Genomic DNA, 23,091 nt, shown 5'->3' with positions numbered 1-23,091 from the left:
AATAGTTTTAGATGCGAAGTCATAACCAATACTTATAATTTCTTCAGCAAGATGGTAGTCAAACATTCCTATATGATCAAGGGGTGGTGTTAATAAAATATTTGGTTTATATTTTGATAAAATATATTTTGTTTGATTATAATTCATTATAGTAAAAGACCTATAAAGAGTTGAAATTATATTCGGTATTTTATCATATATGGTCTCTTTTATTTTTCCATTTAAATCAACAGCACAGATCTTTTTGAATCCTTTTTTATATAGTACATTTATAGGGAGGGGATTGGAAACACCACCATCTACTAATATTTGTCCATTGATTCTATAAGGTGTAAAAATACCTGGTATAGAAATACTAGCTCTTACAGCTTTAATTAGGCTTCCCTTGTTGAAGACAACTGGTTTGCCTGATTCTAAATCTGTAGCAATTATATAAAGGGGTATATTTGCATCTTCAATATTAATATCTCCTAAGCTTTTCAAAAAGAAATCACAAATTTTGTCTCCATCCATTAGTCCTTTATTCGGAATGATGTTTATATTGAAGAGCGAAAATACTTTTGCTTTGTTTAAAGATAGGACAAATTCTTCGTATACTTTTAATTTATCAAAAGCAAAATATGAACCAATTATTGCGCCAATGCTTGAACCAGCTATTGCTTGAATTTTATAGCCACGTTCTATCAAACGCCTGATAACACCGATGTGAGCTAGACCTTTTGCAGATCCACTACCTAAAGATAAAGCTATACTCTTATTCCTAGTAAACATTGGAAAACTTATATCAGAAAAAATTATATTTGACTAGTTGAAAATTATATATTAAAATAAAATTGCATACTGTATACAATCGGGGTAAAATTGGAAGAGTTGTTGGAAACAAAACCATTAAGAGAAAAAATAGCTGATAAAATCAGGACTGATATTATAAAAGGTGTATATAAAGATGGTGACCGTTTAGTAGAACCAAAGTTAGCTGAAATGCTTGGTATAAGTAGAACACCTATTAGAGAAGCACTAAGACAGCTTGAAAGTGAAGGATTCGTTGAGATTATTCCAAGAAAAGGCGCTATTGTTAAAACAATGACCCTTGAAGATATAGATAATCTATATGTTATTAAAGCCAATCTGGAAGGTTTGGCTGCACGTCAAGCAGTAAAATATATTAAAGATAAAGATATTGATGAGATGTCAAAAATAAATCAAAGATTTTTTTATATTGCAAATAAAAGTAGTGATATTGTTGAAGAATATTTAAAGTACAATATTGATTTTCACAATATATTTATAAAATTATCTCATAATGAAAAACTTGTAGAAATTTTAGAAGGGCTTTCAAAAAACTTCCAAAGGATTAAGGGAATGCTAATTACTAAAACTGATAGAGCACTAAATGCATATGAAGAGCATAATGAAATAATAAAAGCATTTAAGTCTAGGAATGAAGAATTGGTAGAATTAAAAGTTAGATGGCATATTGAAAATAGTTGGAATTTTATTAAAGAAAGGATGACTAACTATGGCCATTAGAGATATTAGTATTGATAATGCTCCTTTGAGTGAGAAAATAGCAGAGACCATAAGAGATTATATATTAAAAGGTGTATTAAAACCAGGTGAGCGATTAACAGAGCCTAAACTTTCTGATATATTAGGTATTAGTAGGACTCCCATAAGGGAGGCTCTTAGAATATTAGAAATGGATGGTTTTGTTACTATAATTCCTCGTAGAGGGGCAGTGGTTACTGATGTTACGAACAAAGATGTAGATGAGATTTTTGTTTTAAAGATAAGATTAGAGTCATTAGCAGCAAAATTAGCTGTAGAGAATATGTTGGATGCTGATATTGATAAATTGAGGGATATTAATGCTAAACTTGAAAGATTCAATGATAATAAAAATGTTGCGGGCTTGATAAAAGCTAATAGTGAATTCCATGATTTTTTTATCAGGAAGTCTGAAAATCAAAGGTTAATAAAGTTTTTAGAAAGTTTGCAATCTCAATTTAAAAGAGCTACTGCTTATTCTTTTACAGAAGCAGGAAGGATTGTTAGTGTAATTGAGGAACATAAAGAAATAGTAGAAGCTTTTAAAAGACGAGATGTTAACCTCGTTGAAAAGCTAGTGGAAAGACACATTCAAAACGGGTGGAAGTTCATAAAATCTAAGGTTGCTAAGAAAAAAACTAGTTGATTTTTTCATAAAAATAATATTTAAATCCATAACTTCTATTTTTTGAGGGGGTGTTTCATGTCTAAAGTTAAAGTCTATGTAAATTTAAAAAGGACAGTTTTAGATCCAGAAGGGCAAACAATTTGTAGTTCTTTACGCAAACTTGGATATAAATTTGTTAAAAATGTAAGAGTGGGTAAAATGTTTGAGATTGAAATAGATGATAATGTCGAAGATGTAAATAAACAGATAGAAGAATTTTGTAAGAAACTTTTAGTGAATCCTATTATTGAGGATTTTTCTTATATAATAGAAGAGGATTGATATGAAAGTTGGAGTTGTTGTTTTTCCAGGTTCTAACTGTGATCACGATTGTTATTATGTATTAAAGCATGTTTGTGATATAGAAACCTATTTTATTTGGCATAAAGATAAAGAAGTTAATGGTTATGATTTAGTTGTATTACCTGGTGGCTTTTCTTATGGTGATTATCTTAGGTGTGGAGCAATTGCAAGTAAATCGCCTATTATGGATACAATAATAAATTTTGCTGAAAAAGGTGGATATGTCATTGGTATATGTAATGGTTTTCAGGTATTAACTGAAAGTGGTCTTTTACCGGGTGCACTATTAAAGAATAAAAGTCTTAAATTCATATGTAAAGATGTTTATTTGAGGGTTGAAAACAGTTTTACACCATTTACGAGTCTCTATTCTATAGGTGAAATTGTAAAAATTCCAATAGCTCATATGGAAGGAAATTATTATATAGACAAAGAAGGATTGATAGAACTGCAAGAAAATTCTCAGATTGTTTTCAGATATTGCGATGAGTTTGGAGAAATTAATGCAAAAAGTAATCCAAATGGTTCTGTTGAAAATATTGCTGGAATAGTCAATAAGAAAGGGAACGTCTTAGGAATGATGCCTCATCCTGAGAGAGTAGCCGAAGATATTTTTAGCAGTAAAGATGGTTTGTATCTTTTTAAAAGTATAATTGATTTTATTAAAGAGGGATAAATATGGGAATTTATGAAACTTTTAACTATCCTGAAGTGAGTATTAATATTGCAAAAGAGATGGGTCTTACTGAAGAGGAGTTTAATAAAGCTATTGAAATACTAGGTAGAATACCAAATTATATAGAACTTGGAATTTTTGCTGCAATGTGGAGTGAACATTGTAGCTATAAAAGTAGTCGCATTCATTTGAAAAGATTTCCAACTGATGCAGAATGGGTAGTTCAGGGGCCAGGTGAAAATGCAGGAATAATTGAAATTGATGGTGATTTATGTGCTTGTTTTAAAGTGGAGAGTCATAATCATCCTTCTTTTATTGAGCCTTATCAGGGTGCTGCTACAGGTGTCGGTGGTATTTTAAGAGATGTTTTTACCATGGGGGCTAGGCCGATTGTCTGTATGGATGGATTGAGATTTGGTGATATAAAAGATGAACAAAGCAGATATATTTTTGAAGGAGTTGTTTCTGGCATTGCTGGATATGGCAACTGTTTTGGAGTTCCTACAGTTGGTGGTGAAACCTTTTTCCATAACTCTTTTAAGTGTAATCCTTTGGTGAATGCATTTGCTCTAGGTATTGTTAAAAAAGATAGAATTTTTAAAGCTAAAGCAGAGGGGATTGGTAATCCTGTGATTTATGTTGGTGCAAAAACTGGTAGAGATGGTATACATGGGGCTACAATGGCCAGTGAAGAGTTTGGTGAAGATTCAGAAAAAAAGAGGCCAAATGTACAGATAGGAGATCCTTTTAAAGAAAAACTACTTCTAGAGGCTTGTCTTGAATTAATGAAAAATGATTTTATTGTTGGGATACAGGATATGGGTGCTGCTGGCCTTACAAGTTCTTCCTTTGAAATGGCATCTAAATCCGGTTCTGGAATTGAGCTTTATCTTGATAAAGTGCCATGTCGTGAAGAAGGGATGACCCCTTATGAAATAATGCTTTCTGAATCACAGGAGAGAATGCTGATTGTTGCTAAAAAAGGGTTTGAGAGTAAGGTGCTAGAAATATTTAACAAATGGGATCTTGATGCTGAAATTATAGGTAGAGTTACTGATGATGGATATGTTAGGTTGTTTTGGAAAAATGAACGGGTTGCAGAACTTCCTGCGAAACCTCTGGGTGATGAAGCACCTGTATATGATAGGCCTTATAAAGAGCCTTTATATTATAGAGAGCTAAAACATGATGATTTTGTTTTTGCTAATTTAGATCTTGATAAAACATTTGAAATGATGGTTTCTAATCCTAACATTGCTTCCAAAAGATGGATTTTTGAACAGTATGATTATATGGTAAGAACTAATACTGTTGTTTTACCTGGATCTGATGCAGCTGTTTTAAGACTAAAGGGATCAAAAAAGGGTATTGTTTTGTCTATGGATTGTAATAGTAGATACTGTTATTTAGATCCTTATAAAGGAGGCCAAATTGCAGTCATTGAAGCTGCTAGAAATGTGGCGATGAGTGGTGGACGTCCTCTTGCAATAACAGATTGCTTAAACTTTGGTAATCCAGAAAAACCTGAAGTAATGTGGCAGTTTGTAAAGGCAATTGAGGGGATGAGTTTTGCTTGTGAAAAACTAAATACTCCAGTTGTGAGTGGAAACGTGAGTTTTTACAATGAAACGGATGGTAAGGGGGTATATCCTACACCTACTGTGGTTATGGTCGGTGTCATTGACGATGTGGAAAAAAGAATTGAATCTCATTTTATTGGAGAAGGAAATTTAATATATTTAATTGGTGAAAACAATGGTGAAATAGGAGGGAGTGAATTTTTGTCATATTGTCTTGAAATGGATGAAGGTATTGTGCCTGAGCCAAAGATTGAGGAAAATATAAAACTTATAAAGTTTATGGTTGATGCTGTTGAAAATGATCTGATACTTAGTGCTCATGATGTTTCATTGGGTGGGCTTGTTATTGCTCTTTTTGAAATGTGTGTAAAAAATAAAATAGGCGCTCAAGTTAATTTTGATTATAAAATAAATGATTTTAGATATCTTTTTAGTGAAACGCAAGGGCTTGCTTTTGTAGAGGTTAATCCAGCTATAGAAGAAAGATTTCTTTTATATGCAAATAAATATGATTTGCGTACTGAAAGAGTTGGAGTTACTGGAGGAAAAGAATTTAAAGTGAAAAAGGGTAGAAGAGTTGTTCTTTTATATAATTTAGAAGATTTAATTTATCAGTATGAAAGGGAAATTGAAAGATGGATGAAATAGTTTTTGATAAATTTCATGAAGAATGTGGAATAGCTGGTGTTTTTGGTGATAAAGATGCTGCTAACTTAGTTTATCTTGCTCTTTATGCTCTTCAGCATAGAGGGCAGGAAGGTGCAGGAATTGCTTGTTCGGATAGAAAGAATTTGAGAGTGGAAAAGGGGCTTGGACTTGTTGCAGATATTTTTAAAAGAAATATTCTTGAGCGTTTAAAGGGTGATATTGCTATAGGACATAACAGATATTCAACGATGGGAGAGAATCATTTAAAAAATACACAGCCGATTGTGGCCGATATTAATCTTGGATCTGTTGCTTTAGTACACAACGGTAATATTGTAAATGCCGACGTTTTAAGAGATGATCTTGTTTCAGATGGTGCGATATTTACTTCAACTTCAGATAGTGAGATAATAATCCATCTTATGGCGAGGTCTAATGAGAAAAATATCATACATGCTATTTCAAAAAGTGTTCAAAAGTTAAAAGGAGCCTTTTCTTTAATTTTTATGACAGAAAATATGATGATTGGGTTAAGAGATCCTTTTGGTTTTCGGCCTTTGATCCTTGGGAGAATTCGTTCAAGTCATGCGTTGGTAAGTGAAACATGTGCCCTTGATTTGATAGATGGAGAATTTATTCGTGAAATAGAACCCGGAGAGATGATTATTATTACAGATGAAGGAATAGTTTCCTACTATCCATTTGAAAGGGTTGAAGCTCATCCATGTATTTTTGAATTTATTTATTTTGCAAGACCTGATAGTAGGATTTTTAATAGAGATGTTTATGAAGTTAGAAAGGCTTTTGGTAGGAAGCTTGCTGAAGAGAGTCCCGTTGATGCTGATATTGTTATTCCTGTGCCTGATTCAGGGATTGTAGCAACTCTTGGATATTCTGAATATAGTAAAATTCCTTATGAAATGGGATTAATAAGAAATCATTATGTAGGAAGAACTTTCATAGAACCATCTCAATCAATTAGACATTTTGGTGTAAAGCTTAAGCTAAATCCAGTAAAAAGCGTAATTGATGGCAAAAGAGTAGTTGTAGTAGATGATTCTATAGTTAGAGGGACTACTAGCAGAAAAATTGTAAAGATGCTGAAAGAAGCTGGAGCAAAGGAAGTGCATTTGAGAATATCCTCACCCCCTACAAAGTTTCCCTGCTTTTATGGAATTGATACTCCTACAAGAAGTGAGCTTATTGCTTCCACTCATACTATAGATGAAATAAGAAAATATATTACAGCAGATAGTTTAGCTTATTTAAGTTTGGAAGGAATGCTTGATTGCGTTGAAAATAACAATTTTTGTCATGCATGTTTTTGCGGGAAATATCCCACTTTACATAAGGATAGAAGTAATTATAATCTGAAAAAGTGAGGTATAACTATGGATGATAAGTTAATAATAAGATTGTTTGGTTCAAGTATGGAGTTTGTTTCTGGATGAAGTCCTTCTTATTTCCCCTCAGGTTGTGGGGTAGTTGATGATCCGTATTTTGAAATAGCAAAGTCTTTAGATGCAAAATTGACAAAGGAATTTGGTGTTGATAATGTAGATTTCAAATATGTTGATATTTCATCTCCTGAAGTTTTAGATTATATTGATGATGTCAACAATATTGTGGAAAACAGATTTCCTCTTCCTTACGTGTCAGTTAATAAAAAACCTGTTGTCTGGGGATTAGATGATCCTCAGGAAATATTTATGAAAATAACAGAGTTTGTTAAAAATTATGTAAAATAAAAAGCCGCTCTTTTGAGCGGCTTTTTATTGAAATTTAAAGGGAAACTACATTTATTGCAGCTAAGCCTTTTGGACTTTTTTCTACTTGGAATTTTACCCTTTCACCTTCAGACAATGACTTGAATCCGTCTTTTTGAATGGAAGTATGATGCACGAATACATCTTGTCCGCCATCTTCGGTTATAAAACCATAACCTTTTGAATCGTTAAACCACTTAACAGTACCTTCTCTCATAACTATACCTCATATTATTTTGTTTTGTTGTTTAATGCAGTGATGTTTAAAGATACAAATCTAATAAACCAAAACTGTAATAGAACAACAATGAATAATATACATTATTTGGGAAGTTACGCAAGCTTTATTTTTTCTGGCGCTACCCCATTTTTTTATTGTTAGTCTAACTTATGTTTATATTTCAAATAGTTATACATTATTGTTTGTAGAAAAACATTTTCTTCATTCTCACAAAACATCCGGTTTTGCTCCGAGGCAAGTTCTTCTAAAATCGCCGTTCATGGCGGTTTTATGGGTACTTGAACCCAGAAAATGTTTTTCCATAAACAATTTCAAGCAAGGTTGTACAAAAAATAAGGGGTGACTCCAATTATTTTTTTTATTATTATATTCGGGAAACCTTTTTGAGTTTGACTATGTATCAAGAAATTGCATTGAGTTGTTATGATGAATATATTATCTCATGGCAATTCATTAAGACAAAAAAAATATGTTAAACGATGGAGAATTTTTTAAAAGTAACTTAATCGTAAATAAGAATTATTCTTTAGTTATATATTTTTATTTTTTAAGTGGATATCTTTAATATATAATCAAAATAAATTATTTTTCTGTAAAAAAAATGTAAAAAGGAACCATATCTTAAAGTAATACTTGACTAAATTGGAATAGAAACGTAGAAAAAATATGGTTATTAAATCTGTTAAAACATCTTAAGGAGGATGTAATGAAAAGACAGTTGTTTTTAACTTTCATATTAGTTGTATTTTTTGTAACAAATGTTTTTGCCGGTGGCACTCTTAGATTGCTTACCTGGAAGGGGTATGCTCCAAAAAAACTTATTGATAAATTTGAAAAAGAAACGGGTATTAGGGTAGAAGTTACATATTCAAATAATGAAGAAATGATTGCAAAACTTAGAGCAACACGTGGTGGAGGGTTTGATCTTGCCCAACCAAGCCAAGATAGAATTTCATCTGTACAAGCCAAATACAAAATTTATAGACCTATGGATTACTCTAAAATTAAAACAGAACTTTTTATTCTTTCTATGTTAGAAGCAGTTAAGAAGAATACATTAGTGAAAGGTAAATCTTATGCTGTACCGTTTTGCTGGGGCACATCGGGATTAATTGTTAATAAGAAGTATGCACCAGATGCTAAAGATTACACAGATCTTTTAAATCCGAAATATAAAGGTAGAATAAGTTATAGATTAAAAAGACCGACATTAATAGGTTTAGCATTTTCACTTGGATATAATCCTTTTGAGCTTTACAGTAACCCTAAAGAATATAAAGCATTGATGGAAAAAATTGGACAAAAATTGATTGATACTAAAGATTTAGTGAAAAATTACTGGACAAATGGTGATTCACTACTTCAACTTCTTAGGTCAGAAGAAGTGTATGTGGCAATGGGATGGGATGGTGGAGGTTGGAAACTCCATAAAGAAAATCCAAATATCGATTTTGTAGCTCCAAAAAGTGGTGCATTGGGCTGGATAGATACTTTTGCGATTCCCGCTAAAGCAAAAAATATTGATGCTGCTTACAAGTGGATTAATTTTATGCTAAAACCTGAAAATGCTGCTTATTTCACTAACACAGAAGGTTATTTTACAGCGTCTAAAGATGCAGAAAAGTTCTTAAAACCAGATGTTAAGGATAATTTAAAAAGATCTTTTTCTAAAAAAGATATTGATAATATAAAATGGTATCCACCTGTACCTGCAAAAATAGAATCAATTGAAGCAAAGATTCTTGACAAAGTAAAATCTGCAAGATAACCAATATGAAAAAAGGGGGAATAACCCCTTTTTCTTATTCTTCATTATGAGGTTTTAAATGTTATTTGATCTTGATGTAAGGAATGTTGTTAAGAAATTTGGAGAATTTGTTGCGGTAAAGGGTGTTAGCTTTAAGGTAGAGCAAGGTAAGTTTTTTTCAATTTTAGGTCCTTCTGGATGTGGTAAAACTACTTTATTAAGAATGATTGCCGGATTTTTAGAGCCTACATCAGGTGAAATTTATATTAGAGGAAGTCTTGTTAATGGTTTATCCCCAAACAAAAGGCCAGTTAATCTTGTTTTTCAAAATCTTGCTTTGTTTCCAATGATGAATGTGGAAGAAAACATTGCCTTTGGTCTAAGGCGAAGAAAAGTTCCTAATGAGGAGATTAAGAGGAGAGTAAAGGATATATTAGAAAGAGTAGGTCTACCGGGCTTTGAAAAAAAATCAATTAGTCAATTATCAGGTGGTCAGAAGCAGAGAATTGCTATTGCTAGATGCTTAGTGTTGGAGCCTTCTGTTTTGCTCCTTGATGAACCGCTGGGTGCTCTTGATTTGAAATTGAGAGAACAGATGAAAGTAGAGCTTAAAAAGTTGCAAACTGAAGTGGGAACAACTTTTGTATATATTACTCATGACCAATCAGAAGCTCTAGTTATGTCAGATTATGTAGCTGTGATGAATGCTGGAAAGTTTGAGCAAGTTGATACTCCGCAAAATCTTTACAAATACCCTCAAACTGCTTTTGTGGCTCAGTTTGTGGGAGATAACAATGGATGGGATGCGGAAGTTGTTTCACAGGATAAAGGGATAGCTTTGATACAAACTGTAGAGGGGTATCAATTTTATGTGAAGACATTAAATCATTTAAGTAAAAAAGAGTGCATTTTTTTTGTAAGACCTGAAGCTTTTATTATTAATCCTGATCAAAAAATAGATAAAATAAATAGATTAAAAGTAAGAGTAAAGACTATTTTATTTGATGGTGCAAACAGTAGGTTATTAACAGTTGTTGAAAAAGTGGATAGAGAAATTATTGTAGCATTACCTCAAAATAAGCAATTTGATTATATTAAACCTGGTGATGTAATTGAGTTAGGATGGTTTTTTGAAAATTGCATAGCTTTTGAGAGAGAGTAACAGCATATGAAACATTCAAAATTGGGATTATACATCTTTTTAATTCCTGTGATTTTGTGGCTTTTTCTTTTAATTGTGATTCCACATATAGATTTGTTTATTATGTCTTTAAGGGCTGAAAATGATTTAGGTGAGCTTGTATGGAGTTTGCAAAATTATAAAAATTTTTTTACTGAGCCAGTTTATTGGGTTACCTTTGTAAGAACTGCTATCTATTCGATATTAGTAACTATAATTACTGCGATAATAGCATTACCAGTTTCGTTTTTTATAACAAAAGTTGTGAATTCGAGGTTTAGTAATTTTTTATCTATTTTACTTCTGATGCCTTTCTGGGTTAGCGAACTTGTTAGGGTTTATGGATGGATGATATTATTAAGAGAAAGTGGTGTGATAAATCATTTTTTGATTAAATTGGGCATTCTGAACAGACCAATTGAGTTTTTGTATAATGATATCTCTATGATTATGGTACTTGTTTATACATCAATGCTTTTTATGGTTGTGCCTCTCATTTCTGTAATGGAAAGTTTAGATGATCATTTAATAGAAGCAGCTTATGATCTTGGAGCATCAACTAAAGATATAGTTTTTAAAATAATAATACCACATGCCAAACCTGGGTTGACATCAGGTTCTATTGTAGTTTTTATGTTAACTCTTGGTAATTATCTTACACCCAATCTTATTGGTGGTAAAAATTCACTTTGGTTTACTGAGCAAATATATACACAATTTATAGCCAGCTTCAATTGGAATCAAGGTGCAGCTTTTGGGTTTTTATTATTAGTATTATCCTCATTGATCATTTGGATAGCTTTGAAAATTACAAGACAAAGTTTAGGTAAGGTGGTTCAATGATACGAACTTTGCCCCGCAGTAAAAAGTATAATATTAGCTTCAAAATTTATATTTTTCTTTTTTATATGTTTCTATTTGCTCCATTGGTAATAACTTGTATTCTGGCTTTTAATAATTCTGATTTTCCAAGTTTACCGTGGAAAGGGGTTACTCTAGATTGGTTTTTTGCTAATAATGAGCATAGAGTGGGGCTTTTTCATGATGTAAATAATCTGCGCAGTATTTGGATTAGTATTAAAACTGCTTTTATTGTATCTATTTTGTCACTTATAGTTGGCACCATGGGTGCGTTTTTGTTTGAACAAGAAGAGTTTAAGTTTAAACAAGCTTTATATTTTTTAACACTTGCACCCCTTGTAATCCCTGGGGTTATTTTGGGTATTTCAATTTTACTTGCTAGTAATTCTGTTGGTGCTTTTCTTGAGGAATATTTAAATATTGATATTCCATTATTTGCACCAGGTTTTTGGTTGGTGGTACTTGGACAATTTTCATTTATTACAACATTTGTAGTATTAGTTGTTTCTGCAAGATTGAAAAAATTTGATAGAACTTTAGAAGAAGCTGCATTAAATCTTGGTGCAAATAGATTTGAAGTTATATGGTATATTACCTTGAAATATCTCAAGCCTGCGTTGCTAGGAGCTGGGTCGGTAGCATTTTTAATGAGTTTTGAAAATTTTAACACTACATTGTTTTTGGTAGGTTCTGAACCAACTTTACCTATTAACCTTTATTTGCAGGTAAGGGATGGAAGTACACCTGTAATAAATGCAATATCATTTTTAATGATTGTGTTTACATCTACACTTGCTTTGATAAATCTATATTTTAGTAATAAAAGTAATTGAGAGTTATTTTAACAGTTTAGTGTTACTTTTCTAAAATGAAAAAAATTAATAAACTAAACGCTTAAAAAACTTACTAAAAGGCAATATACTCTTATTTTTATAGTAAAGAATATTACAATATTAAAAATTTCAGAAAACTGCCTTATCAATTTGCAATATGCTTTATAATCCAATCAGGTCTGTTAGTGGATAGTGAAGTTACTCCAAGATTCATTAGTTGCTTTGCTAAATGTGGATTATCCACTGTCCAGACATTCCAAAGCCATTTATTTTTTTTGATATCTTTTGCCATGCGAATGCAATGGGTTAGGTCTGCAAGGGTGGAAATGCCGTCTAAATTTGCTGCATCAATTTTTTTAAATACATTTTTATACATATTTTTTTCAATGGGTACGTTGTATCCATATTCCACTATCCACAATATCTTATAATCAGGTAATAATGCTTTTAGGTTTTTTATTAAATTATAGTTAAAACTTATAATAATAATTTGATTCTTTCTAAACTCATAACCTTTTATAAATTCGTAAAAAACTTCAGTAATCTCAACTCCAGATTTTATTTCAATATATAAATCTAGATAATCAGGAACTTTGTTTATTACACTTTCAAGTAGTGGGATCTTTTCTCCTTTGAATTTAGGGTCAAACCAACTACCGACATCTATTTTTTTTAAGGTTTCAAATTTACTGTTTTTAACTTTATAATTTCTAGTACCTGTACGACCGGTTGAATCGTCATGAATTATAACAATTTTTTTATCTTTTGTCATGTGAATATCCATTTCAAGTCCATCAACTCCAAAGGTCATAGCTAGATCAAAAGCTGTCATTGTATTTTCTGGAGCATAAAAGGAAGCTCCTCTATGGGCAATGATTTTCATATCTGTTACCTCATATTGCATTGTCTAATATTTTCAATGATTCTTCTCTTATATTGCTTTTTTTAACGTTATCCCAATTTAATTCTTTAGAAAAAACTTCAATAGTTGTATTCAGAGCTTTTTTAGCACTGTTTATGTCAGTTTCTGCAATAGAGGTTCTTCTTACTAGAAAATCAAGAGGTTTTCGTGCATATTCATTTCTGATAGTATAAATGATTTCAGCTAGTATTATGGGCTTGTTTTCCAGTAACTTGTCTCCGAAGTCTTCTGTTTGGGCAATATGTATAATTTCTTCTGCTTTTGTACCATAATTTTTAAGAAGATGATTCAAAACCTCTTTATCAAGATAATTTGATTTTAACAGATTACTTTTATATCTTTCATCAAAACCTTCACTCCCATAGTAAGTGATTTTTTCAGTTATACATTGATTTTTTTCTGATAACATGGACTTAGATATAATATAATTAAGAGTATCTTCTGCCATTTTTCTGAAGGTTGTCCATTTCCCACCAGTAATTGTTACAAGATTTGAATCAGAGATGGTTATGTAGTGATCTCTCACGATTGAGGCTGTATTGTTCATAGTAGAATCTTTTACTAAGGGCCTTAATCCTGACCATACGGATTTTATGTCATTTTTTGTTACTTTTACATCAAAATACCTATTTATATGTCTTATTAAATAATCAATCTCTTTTTCTTTTGCTTTGGGGTACTCGTCCACTTCAGCAGGTTCGTCTGTAGTACCGATTATGCAAGCATCTTCCCATGGAAGTATAAAAAGAACTCTTCCGTCATCAGTTTTTGGTATTAATAAACCTTCATTTTTTGGGGCATAGGATTTGTCTATTGCAATATGTATTCCTGATGAAACTTGCATTATTTCTTCGCATTGTGGATTATCAAGTTTTCTGATTGTGTCGGTGAAAGGACCTGTGGCGTTAATTACTACTTTTGCAAATACTTCTTTGTACACATTTTCTATTTTATCATAATATATTACACCTTTTATTTTACCATTTTTTTTGATAAATTCTTTAACTTCTGCATAATTTAATAATTTTGCACCGTATCTTTCAGCTGTTTTGGCAATAGTAATGTTCATTCGCATATCGTTAAATTGTCCATCATAATATTGGACACATCCTTTTAATCCATCTTTTTTTAAAGATGGAAATTCTCTTATTGCTTTATTTTTGCTGATTATTTTACTTCTTCCAAGAGTTCTTTTGCCAGATAAAAAATCATAAATTGTTAACCCTGTAAATATATAAGGGATTTCATACCACTTGTACAATGGAGTGAGTAATGCAATTTTATGACATAGATGGGGTGCATTTTGAATAAGCAAATATCTTTCTTTTAAGCTACTTTTAACGAGTCTATATTGTTCTTTATCAAGATGTTTTATTGCTGATTCTAAGTATCTTACACCACCATGTAGTAGTTTTGTACTTCTGCTACTTGTGCCAGATGCAAAGTCATTTTTTTCTAAAAGTAGTGTTTTGAACCCCCTGCTTGCAGCATCGAGGGCTATACCACAGCCTGTAGCACCACCTCCAATTATAATTATATCAAATTGATAATCTTCTATTCTCATGACATCTCCTTTTTAAGCCTTTATGCTTTAATTTAAAAAAAATCAAGAATTATTTTATTATACAGTTACACAATATGGATTATATCATTATTATTCAATACTTTATTAACTTTTTACTTTACATTTATGTTTCTTACACCTGTTGGTTTCCATGATGGAGATATAGTAAGAGAACCTGTTCTTTTGCATTTTAATACTGCAGCATAGGATATACTGAAATCTCCATATTTGCTGTTGATTTTATCTATTGCGTTGTAAATTTTTTCTTTTTTATTGCTTTCCATTATGGTAGTTAGGTGGACTGAGTTGTGTACTAAATTTGATATGGATATACCAATAAGTCGTATTCCTATAGATAAATCATATTCTCTTAGTAAAAGTTTTGCTATTTCAAAAATGTGATGAGTAGCACAAGTAAAAAAAGAAAGTGTATGTCTTTTGTTAAAGGTATTCATATGTGTATCTTTCAAGTAAATGGATATAGTTTTGCCTGATACTTGATTTTTTCTTGCTCTTGTAGATACCATTTCACAAAGTTGCAAAAGGTATGGGATAGCTTCTTTTTCAGAATATACATCATGTGGTAAGGTCATACTATGTCCTATAGATTTTATCGGTTCTTCTTCGAAGTTAATATCACTGATATAGTCTCCATGTGCCATAGCAAAAAGCTTATAACCGTTTTTCCCAAATATTTTTATTAAGTTTGTAAGTCCAAACTTTCTTAGATCTTTTGTAGTAAATATTCCCATGTTTGCGAATTTTTTTGAAAGTTTTCTACCTATCCCCCATATGTCGTGGAGTTGAAATTGATCTATGAAGTTTATGGTTTTCTCAGGTGAAATGTAAAGATAACCATCAGGTTTATTAACACTACTTGCCATTTTCGCGATGAGTTTATTTTTTCCTATTCCGATGGAGCATGTGATTCCAAAGTTTTTTCTTATATGACTTTTTATAAAGAATGCTATGTCTTTAAATGGCATATTTATTTGTGAGGCATTTAAGAATGCTTCATCTATCGAGTACATCTCTACATTATGTGTTATTGTGAGGAGAAAAGCATGAATCTGCTTTGAGATATAAATATATTTAGGGTTATTTCCCACAATAAAAGTTATGTGGGGGCACATTTTTTTTGCTTTGTATTTTGTCATACCTGTTTTTACACCGTATTTTCTTGCTTCATATGATGCTGTGGTTACTACTGTACGTTCTTTTGAACCTATTATAGCTATAGGTTTCCCTTTCAATTTTGGATTGGAAGCTTGTTCTACAGAAGCAAAAAAAGCATCCATATCTATGCAGAGTATCATTAAAACCTCTTGATTTCTTTAATTATAATGACATATTATATGCGAACAACTGTTTATATTCAAGAGGGAGTTTTATGCTAACAGATAAACAAGAAAAAATGTTAAAGTTTATCAAGGAATTCAGAGATAAAAATGGTTATATCCCCTCTGTAAGGGAGATATGTAAAGGGCTAAACTTATCATCCACCGCATCTGTAAAAAAAATGTTAGATAGATTAGAAGCTAAAGGTGTCATTAGAAAGAACCCACAGCAGGCAAGAAGTATAGAAATTTTAGACGATTTTTTTGATAATAAGGGACTGCCGGTGTTGGGTAAGGTGGTGGCTGGGTATCCAGTAATATCAGAAGAAAATATTATCGAGTATATAGATATTACAAAATTTAATAATAGAGAAAGATTTTTCTTTTTAAAGGTTTTTGGCGATAGTATGATAGAAAAGAGAATTTTTGAAGATGATTATATTTTAGTAGAGCTAACAAAAGAAATACTCAATGGTGAAATAGGTGTTTTCAGATTAAATGGTGAGGTAACGGTAAAAACTTATATTAATAAGGAAGAATATATTATATTGAGGTCAGAAAATCGATCATATGAAGATATAGTAGTTACAAATAATGACGATTTTGAAATTATTGGTAAAGTGGTTTATGTAATAAGATCACTTATATGAAAAAGAGGGCAATAACGCCCTCTATTTAATAAGCTTCAGTTTCAGGATCATTCAAATCTTCAGGTGTTACAGGATCTTTAAAAATTTTATAGGTCCATATCTGATAAAAAATTACAATTGGTATAAATATAATAACTACAATTGTCATTATTTTTAATGTATAAGTGCTGGATGATGAGTTAAATGCTGTTAGGCTGTATTTTGGATCAATATTAGAAGGGATAAGGTTTGGATATAGACCTATAATACCTGTGAAAATTACTGTGAAGATAGTAATACATGAAGCAAAAAATGCTTTAACTGGCGAATTTTTGATTAGTACAATTGTAGATAATAAGCTTATTACAGCAATTGTAGGAACAATAAACCATACCGGGTTTTTAATGTAATTGTCATAAAGATGGGTTTTGAATGCTGAAAAAACTAAAAATAATGTTGCTACAGCTACAAGTAGAGGCCATATTTTTGCTGCATAACTTTTTGCTCTTTTAGATAAATTTCCAGTAGTTTTAATGGATAGCCATAATGCTCCATGATTCATGAACAATAATAAGAAAAGTATTCCCGTTAAGATTCCGTATGGGTTTAAAAGATAGGTAAGACTTCCATGATATCCTTGTTCATCAATTGGTAAACCTGCAAAGATATTGCCAAAGGCTACTCCAAAAAGAATTGTAGGGATTAAACTTCCTGCAAAAATAGCAATATCCCAACCTTTTTTCCAAGCTGGGTTATCTTTTTTACCTCTAAACTCAAAAGAAACACCTCTAAAAATAAGACCAAACAGAAGCAACAGAAGAGGGGTGTAAAGATAGCTAAACATGTAGGCATAGGTTGTAGGGAATGCAGCAAAAGTTGCCCCACCTGCAGTAATTAGCCAGACTTCGTTTCCATCCCATACCGGACCTAGTGTATTTATAACAATTCTTTTTTCTTCTTCACTTTTTGCAACAAATGGATGTAGTATACCAGCACCGAGATCAAATCCATCTAGCATAAAATATACAGCCCATAAAAGTCCCCAAAGTGCAAACCATATTATTTGATATATCATGGTTCCCTCCTACGCAGATACTGTTGATGCCTGAATTACTTCTTGTTTTTTCACAGGGGATTCAGGTCCTTTTTTTGCATATTTTGAGAGTAAATAAATATCTATCACACCGAGTAATCCGTAAAATAAAGTAAAGCCGATAAGAGAAAACCACACTTGTTCTATTGCAACTGACTTAGAAACACCATCAGAAGTCCTCATGAGTCCGTAAACAATCCAAGGCTGTCTACCTACTTCGGCCACAGTCCAACCAAGAAAGTTAGCTATATACGGGATAGGTATCATATAAAGCATTGTTTTTAAAAACCATTTTTTATCTAATAATACATCTTTTTTGCTATAATAATAAGCCAAAGATGCTAGAATCATAAAAAGCATACCTAGGCCAACCATTAATCTAAAACTTAAGAAAACAGGCATAACAGGTGGTCTTTCATCTTTAGGAAAAGCCTTTAAGCCTTTTACTTCAGCATTTAAATCATGATAAGCTAAGAAACTGAGTAATTTTGGTATTGGTAAAATTTCAATAAGGTTTTCTTCTTTTGCTTCATTTGGGATAGCAAAAAGATAAATTGGTGCTCCTTTTTGAGTTTCCCATAGAGATTCCATTGCTGCCAATTTTGTGGGTTGAACTTTTGCTACTTCAAAGGCATGCCAGTCACCTACAAAAAATTCAGCAAAACTTACAATAAGTGCAAAAATAGCTGCAATTTTGAAAGATTTTTTGAAAAATTCAACGTGTGATTTTTTTATTAAATGATATGCGGATACTCCCATTACAAAAAATGATCCTACAATATAAGCTGCTAATATTTGATGTAAAAATTTTAAAATGGCGTAACTTGAGAAAATTACTGCTGCAAAGTCAACCATTTCTGCCCTTCCGTTTCGTAGAACATATCCTACAGGATTTTGCATCCATGCATTTGCTACCAAGATCCATAATGCAGACAGGTTTGAACCAATGGCCACCATCCAGATCGCAAAAGCATGAGCTTTCTTAGATAGTTTTTTCCATCCGAAAATCCATATTCCTAAAAAAGTAGATTCAAGAAAGAACGCCACTGTTGCTTCGATAGCAAGAGGTGCTCCAAAAATATCCCCTACATATTTTGAGTATTCTGCCCAGTTCATACCGAATTGAAATTCCATAGTGATACCAGTTACAACTCCTAATGCAAAATTGATTAAAAAAAGTTTTCCCCAGAATTTTGTCATTCTTAAATACATTTCATTATTAGTTTTGACATACATGGTTTCCATAATCGCAACTAATATAGAAAGCCCTAGAGTTAGAGGAACAAAAATAAAGTGAAACATTGCAGTCAAGGCAAACTGGAGCCTTGATAGTGCTACTACGTCCATTTTTTACCTCCTATGTTTGGTTAATTTTATCTAAATCTTCATCATTGAAGATAAATTGTTCTATTTTTGCGCTTTTTAGTTTTGTAACAATGGAGTTTTGGAGGCCAGCAAAGAATGTGGTGATATTACAAATAGGATTTAATTCGCATTGTTCAGGTTTATTAACACAGATATTTATAGATGTTTTAAAGCCTAAACATAAACAGATATCGTATAAACTGAGTTTAGAAATATCTTTATTTATTAATATACCGCCATTTTTACCCGTAGTAGTTTTTATAATGCCACATTTATTTAATTTATGAATAATTTTTACGACAAAAGGTCGTTTTAAATGGAGCTTTTTACAAATTTCTGCTATCTTTGTTTTCTCTTGTTTCCCAGCAAGATAAGCTAAAATTCTGATTGCATAATCAACTTCTCTTGTGATGTATTCGCTCATATTGTTTACCTCTTAAGTAAACAATACTTATGGGAAAATTATTTGTCAAGATTAAAATTAAAATTATTTTAAAAACAATTAAGAATTTAATTTATGTTAATTAATTGCACTAATAACAAAATTAAGGAGCATAATATGTATGGTATAATACCTGATTTTTAAAGTTAAATTGTTTGATTGGAATTATGAATTCAAAGCAATTTTTTAAGTTTTAGATGATAGATTATTTCTTGAAATTTTAAGTGCTTTTTCCCTATCTTTGAGAAAAGTAGGATCGTTTTTCAGTGTATCTTTTATTTTATTTACTAGATCTTGTACAAAGTGGTCCTCAGAGAGTCTATAAATTATCCATCTCCCTTCTTTTTCATCTTTGATTAGCCCTGCGTATTTTAAGTTTTTTAAATGTGATGATATGGTGGAGAGGGCAATGTGTAAGACTTCATTGATTTCACATACACACATAGGACGTTCAGATAATAACAGAACAATTCTTAATCTATTTTTTTCACCTAGTGATTTAAAAATTTCTGAAATTTTTTCCATGGATGGAATATATAGAAAAATACGATTGTTGACAAGTGGAAAATATTGTTGTAGTTCCCTATCATAACATGTTGATGTCTCATAAATTTTTTTATGAAGTGTATTATGAGTTTATTAGCAAGTATTTTTTTATAGTGATTTAATAAAACTGATATAATACTGGTTATTTAGTTAGAATAATTATAACAAATAATTGTTTTTGGTTTATCTGTAAGTGAGTTAAAAGGGGATATTCCCCTTTTTTTAAAGATTTTCCACAATTAGGTCACCCATTTCTTCTGTATTAACGAGAATTTCACCTTTTTTACCAGTATATATGTCTTTAGTTCTGTATCCTTTACTTAAAACTTCTTCGATAGCTTTTTCAATTTTAGTAGCAGCTTCATCATGTTTTAAGGAGTATCTAAGCATATATGCTGCAGATAGAATTTGAGCAATTGGGTTAGCTATGTTTTGACCTGCAATATCAGGGGCTGTACCACCTATTGGTTCATAAAGGCCAAATCCAGATTCATTTATTGATGCTGAAGCTAGCATGCCAAGAGAACCAGAAAGCATTGCTGCTTCATCACTTAAAATATCGCCAAACATGTTGCCAGTTAAAATGACATCAAACTGGTTTGGGTTTCTTACTAATTGCATAGCAGCATTATCTACGTACATGTGGCTAAGCTCTATATCAGGATATTCTTCTTTATGCAATTTAGTTACTGTTTCACGCCATAAAATACTACTCATTAAAACATTTGCTTTGTCAACAGAAGTAACGCGTTTGTTTCTTATTCTTGCTGTTTCAAAAGCAAGATGAGCTATTCTTTCTATTTCTGACACAGAATATTTCATTGTATCTATGGCAAAAGTGTTATCTTCACTTATATATTTTGGCTGACCAAAATATATTCCGCTAGTAAGTTCTCTGAAAATAACAATATCTATACCATCTTCAATAAGATGGTCTTTTAAACTGCATGAATCTTTTAATGGTTTAAAAACTTTTACTGGTCTAATATTTGCAAAGAGATTGAAGTGTTTTCTTAAAGGAAGTAAAGCTCCTCTTTCTGGTTGTTTATCAGGAGGTAAATTTTCCCATTTTGGTCCACCTACTGAGCCGAAAAGAATAGCATCTGAGTTTTCACATATTTTTAGCGTATGCTCTGGTAAAGGAGTATCATATTTATCTATTGCTATACCACCAACATCAGAAAACTTATATTGTAAACTAATGTTATGTTTTTCTGATATTTTGTCTAATACTTTTATTGCCTGTTTCATTACCTCAGGACCTATTCCGTCTCCAGGTAAAACAGCAATCTTATACATTTAGCACCTCTTAAGAATTTTTATGGTTTTTTACTGCAAATTTTAAGTAAAGTCAAACCAAAAAATGTTTAGTGTGGGAAAATTTTTTATTTATTGCAAAAATGCAAAAATAATCAATAAATGCTTATTTGTTGATATGTAAGGAATAATGTGAGTAAAGATTAAAATATGAAAAGTTTTGTAAAGATATTGTTTGCAAAAATGCAAAACCAGGGTGATGGATATATCAAATAATGTTATAAAATCACTATTTTTTAGAAAGTAGTGTTTGGCATGTTTTTTGTTTTGGAATTGTTTGTGTTTTTAATACAATAAAAAATTGGAGGTTTTGTATGAGGTATTTAAAAAACATTTTTTTTGTTTTAGTAATGGTTAGTTTGCTTGTTGTTCCAGCAATGGCAAAGCCAATTAAGATTAGGTTTAGCCATGTAGTTTCTCCTGAGACACCAAAAGGAAAAGCAGCTAATTATCTGAAGGAGATTTTGGAAGAAAGAACAGGTGGGAAAATTAAAGTTGAAGTTTATCCAAACAGCTCACTTTACAATGATAAAGAAGCTATTAAAGCTTTGAAAATGGATGTTATTCAGCTTGCTTGTCCAAGTTTTTCTAAATTTACTGCTTATGTAAAACAGTTGCAAATATTCGATTTGCCATTTCTTTTTAAGTCTGTGGATAGCCTTCATAAATTTCAAGATAGTGAATATGGTAAAAAAATGCTTAAGCTTGTGGAAAAGAGAGGTCTTGTAGGTCTTGCTTATTGGGATAATGGTTTTAAAGTTTTATCAAATAACGTGCGTCCAATTGTTAAACCTGAGGATGCTAAAGGTATTAAATTTAGAATAATGTCTTCAAAAGTTTTGGAAGAACAGTTTAAAGCACTTAATGCTATTCCTGTAACAATGTCTTTCAGTGAGGTTTATACTGCATTACAACAAGGAGTTGTAGATGGAGCAGAGAATCCATGGTCAAATTATTATACAAAGAAATTTTATGAGGTTCAAAAATATACCACTGTTAGTTATCATGGATATTTAGGCTATATGCTTGTAACTAACAAAAAAATCGTTATGAAACTTAAAAAGGCTGGTCTTTATGATACCTTTTTGAAAGCTGTTAAGGATGCAACAGAGTATGAAAGAAAGCTTGCTAAGGAGATGGATGATTACTATTACAAAAAAGTTAAGGAAAGTGGTAAAACTCAAGTTATTGAATTAACAGATGCTCAAAAAGAACCTTTTAGAAAGCTGTTTAAAGAGAAAGTATACCCTAAGTTTTATAAAATAATAGGTAAAGATATGATTGAAGCTGCTGCGAGCTTTTAATAAGCGAGTAGTTATGCTGGAAATTAAAGGGAAGCATATGCTTCCCTTTTTTTACAACTAAAGACAAGAGGGATAATATGGTAAGAAAAATAATTGTAACTGTTTCATCTGTGGCTTATTTAATAAGCGTTATGTTGATTGTTACTAATATAATATTACGCTATTTTAATTACAGCTTAAATTTTGCTCATGAGCTTTCTTTGTACCTATTTATTTTTGCTACTTTTATTACTTCATCTGTTCTTTTCTATGAACATAGGCACATAAGTTTGAATATTTTTGAAAAGATCAAAAATAAAAGGGTTCAACGTTTTTTTCAATCAACTTCTGCTATTTTTTCAATTAGCTATATGATTATATTGCTTATCTCTTCAATTTACCTAATTCACGAAACATATATAATGGAAGAAGTTAGTATAGATATGAATATCCCCTATTATATTTTATACTTGATAGTTCCTGTTTCTGCTGTTGTGACGGTTGTTTTTATAATCAAAAGTTTGTTTAAAAGAGGGAATTGAT

Annotated in this window: 24 protein-coding genes; 14 read left to right on the top strand and 10 right to left on the bottom strand. The window is 31.3% G+C overall.

Features of this window, described 5'->3' with window-relative positions; genetic code table 11:
* On the bottom strand, positions 1-771 hold a 771-nt coding region (locus tag OWK30_RS05670; RefSeq protein WP_423324415.1), incomplete at its 3' end, for a patatin-like phospholipase family protein.
* A 90-nt stretch (positions 772-861) separates the two neighbouring features.
* Between OWK30_RS05670 and OWK30_RS05665 the strand changes: the two genes are divergently transcribed.
* From OWK30_RS05665 to OWK30_RS05635, 7 genes are all read left to right on the top strand, one after another.
* On the top strand, positions 862-1,530 hold the full coding sequence (locus OWK30_RS05665) for a GntR family transcriptional regulator (protein WP_423324413.1): 669 nt from the start codon (positions 862-864) through the stop codon (positions 1,528-1,530).
* Positions 1,520-2,194: a GntR family transcriptional regulator gene (locus OWK30_RS05660; protein WP_423324411.1), complete on the top strand. Its 675-nt coding sequence runs from the start codon at positions 1,520-1,522 to the stop codon at positions 2,192-2,194. The genes OWK30_RS05665 and OWK30_RS05660 overlap by 11 nt, the downstream gene beginning before the upstream one ends.
* Positions 2,195-2,251: 57 nt before the next feature.
* On the top strand, positions 2,252-2,497 hold the full coding sequence (gene purS, locus OWK30_RS05655; protein ID WP_423324409.1) for a phosphoribosylformylglycinamidine synthase subunit PurS: 246 nt from the start codon (positions 2,252-2,254) through the stop codon (positions 2,495-2,497).
* Between the two features lies 1 nt (position 2,498).
* On the top strand, positions 2,499-3,194 hold the full coding sequence (purQ, locus tag OWK30_RS05650; RefSeq protein WP_423324407.1) for a phosphoribosylformylglycinamidine synthase subunit PurQ: 696 nt from the start codon (positions 2,499-2,501) through the stop codon (positions 3,192-3,194).
* 2 nt (positions 3,195-3,196) lie between these two features.
* Positions 3,197-5,422 (top strand): phosphoribosylformylglycinamidine synthase subunit PurL, encoded by a 2,226-nt coding sequence (gene purL / locus OWK30_RS05645; RefSeq protein WP_423324405.1) that lies wholly within the window; start codon positions 3,197-3,199, stop codon positions 5,420-5,422.
* Positions 5,419-6,804: an amidophosphoribosyltransferase gene (purF, locus tag OWK30_RS05640; protein WP_423324419.1), complete on the top strand. Its 1,386-nt coding sequence runs from the start codon at positions 5,419-5,421 to the stop codon at positions 6,802-6,804. The genes purL and purF overlap by 4 nt, the downstream gene beginning before the upstream one ends.
* Before the next feature lie 147 nt (positions 6,805-6,951).
* Positions 6,952-7,170, top strand: coding sequence for a hypothetical protein (locus OWK30_RS05635; protein WP_423324403.1), 219 nt, complete (start codon positions 6,952-6,954; stop codon positions 7,168-7,170).
* 34 nt (positions 7,171-7,204) lie between these two features.
* Here the strand turns inward: OWK30_RS05635 and OWK30_RS05630 are convergent, their stop codons facing one another.
* Complete coding sequence (locus OWK30_RS05630) at positions 7,205-7,405, bottom strand: cold-shock protein (RefSeq protein ID WP_149267504.1); 201 nt, start codon at positions 7,403-7,405, stop codon at positions 7,205-7,207.
* A gap of 730 nt (positions 7,406-8,135) precedes the next feature.
* On the opposite strand from OWK30_RS05630, the gene OWK30_RS05625 reads away from it, so the two are divergent.
* Genes OWK30_RS05625 through OWK30_RS05610 form a run of 4 tightly spaced genes read left to right on the top strand, consistent with a single transcriptional unit; the run spans position 8,136 to position 12,050 of the window.
* A complete protein-coding gene (locus OWK30_RS05625) occupies positions 8,136-9,197 on the top strand; it encodes an extracellular solute-binding protein (protein WP_423324401.1) in 1,062 nt (353 codons plus the stop codon).
* A gap of 58 nt (positions 9,198-9,255) precedes the next feature.
* Positions 9,256-10,338, top strand: coding sequence for an ABC transporter ATP-binding protein (locus tag OWK30_RS05620; RefSeq protein WP_423324399.1), 1,083 nt, complete (start codon positions 9,256-9,258; stop codon positions 10,336-10,338).
* A 6-nt stretch (positions 10,339-10,344) separates the two neighbouring features.
* On the top strand, positions 10,345-11,199 hold the full coding sequence (locus OWK30_RS05615) for an ABC transporter permease (RefSeq protein WP_423324397.1): 855 nt from the start codon (positions 10,345-10,347) through the stop codon (positions 11,197-11,199).
* On the top strand, positions 11,196-12,050 hold the full coding sequence (locus OWK30_RS05610; protein ID WP_423324396.1) for an ABC transporter permease: 855 nt from the start codon (positions 11,196-11,198) through the stop codon (positions 12,048-12,050). The genes OWK30_RS05615 and OWK30_RS05610 overlap by 4 nt, the downstream gene beginning before the upstream one ends.
* Positions 12,051-12,195: 145 nt before the next feature.
* On the opposite strand, the gene OWK30_RS05605 is transcribed toward OWK30_RS05610, so the two are convergent.
* The 3 genes from OWK30_RS05605 to dinB all read right to left on the bottom strand — a co-directional run bounded on the left by OWK30_RS05605 (position 12,196) and on the right by dinB (position 15,852).
* Complete coding sequence (locus tag OWK30_RS05605) at positions 12,196-12,933, bottom strand: glycerophosphodiester phosphodiesterase (protein WP_423324394.1); 738 nt, start codon at positions 12,931-12,933, stop codon at positions 12,196-12,198.
* Positions 12,934-12,943: 10 nt separating this feature from the next.
* Positions 12,944-14,536: a glycerol-3-phosphate dehydrogenase/oxidase gene (locus OWK30_RS05600; RefSeq protein WP_423324392.1), complete on the bottom strand. Its 1,593-nt coding sequence runs from the start codon at positions 14,534-14,536 to the stop codon at positions 12,944-12,946.
* A gap of 113 nt (positions 14,537-14,649) precedes the next feature.
* Positions 14,650-15,852, bottom strand: a complete 1,203-nt coding sequence (gene dinB / locus OWK30_RS05595; protein WP_423324390.1) for a DNA polymerase IV — start codon at positions 15,850-15,852, stop codon at positions 14,650-14,652.
* A 74-nt stretch (positions 15,853-15,926) separates the two neighbouring features.
* Here dinB and lexA point away from each other — a divergent pair, with 74 nt between their 5' ends.
* Positions 15,927-16,523, top strand: coding sequence for a transcriptional repressor LexA (lexA, locus tag OWK30_RS05590; protein WP_423324388.1), 597 nt, complete (start codon positions 15,927-15,929; stop codon positions 16,521-16,523).
* 25 nt (positions 16,524-16,548) lie between these two features.
* On the opposite strand, the gene cydB is transcribed toward lexA, so the two are convergent.
* The 5 genes from cydB to leuB form a co-directional block, all read right to left on the bottom strand.
* Positions 16,549-17,577, bottom strand: a complete 1,029-nt coding sequence (gene cydB, locus OWK30_RS05585; RefSeq protein ID WP_423324386.1) for a cytochrome d ubiquinol oxidase subunit II — start codon at positions 17,575-17,577, stop codon at positions 16,549-16,551.
* Between the two features lie 9 nt (positions 17,578-17,586).
* Positions 17,587-18,942: a cytochrome ubiquinol oxidase subunit I gene (locus OWK30_RS05580; protein ID WP_423324384.1), complete on the bottom strand. Its 1,356-nt coding sequence runs from the start codon at positions 18,940-18,942 to the stop codon at positions 17,587-17,589.
* A gap of 10 nt (positions 18,943-18,952) precedes the next feature.
* On the bottom strand, positions 18,953-19,384 hold the full coding sequence (locus OWK30_RS05575) for an RrF2 family transcriptional regulator (RefSeq protein WP_423324382.1): 432 nt from the start codon (positions 19,382-19,384) through the stop codon (positions 18,953-18,955).
* Positions 19,385-19,588: 204 nt separating this feature from the next.
* The gene (locus tag OWK30_RS05570) at positions 19,589-19,927 is read right to left on the bottom strand and encodes an ArsR/SmtB family transcription factor (protein ID WP_423324380.1); all 339 of its coding nucleotides are present in this window, start codon (positions 19,925-19,927) and stop codon (positions 19,589-19,591) included.
* A gap of 243 nt (positions 19,928-20,170) precedes the next feature.
* On the bottom strand, positions 20,171-21,247 hold the full coding sequence (gene leuB, locus OWK30_RS05565) for a 3-isopropylmalate dehydrogenase (protein ID WP_423324378.1): 1,077 nt from the start codon (positions 21,245-21,247) through the stop codon (positions 20,171-20,173).
* Between the two features lie 332 nt (positions 21,248-21,579).
* Between leuB and OWK30_RS05560 the strand changes: the two genes are divergently transcribed.
* Together OWK30_RS05560 and OWK30_RS05555 are read left to right on the top strand one after the other, a co-directional pair.
* A complete protein-coding gene (locus OWK30_RS05560) occupies positions 21,580-22,569 on the top strand; it encodes a DctP family TRAP transporter solute-binding subunit (RefSeq protein ID WP_423324376.1) in 990 nt (329 codons plus the stop codon).
* Positions 22,570-22,646: 77 nt separating this feature from the next.
* Positions 22,647-23,090, top strand: a complete 444-nt coding sequence (locus OWK30_RS05555) for a TRAP transporter small permease (protein WP_423324374.1) — start codon at positions 22,647-22,649, stop codon at positions 23,088-23,090.
* The last annotated feature ends 1 nt before the right edge of the window (position 23,091 follow it).

The organism is Deferribacter abyssi (assembly GCF_049472655.1).
GTDB lineage: Bacteria > Chrysiogenota > Deferribacteres > Deferribacterales > Deferribacteraceae > Deferribacter > Deferribacter abyssi.
This window is presented reverse-complemented; position numbering and strand designations above follow the sequence as displayed.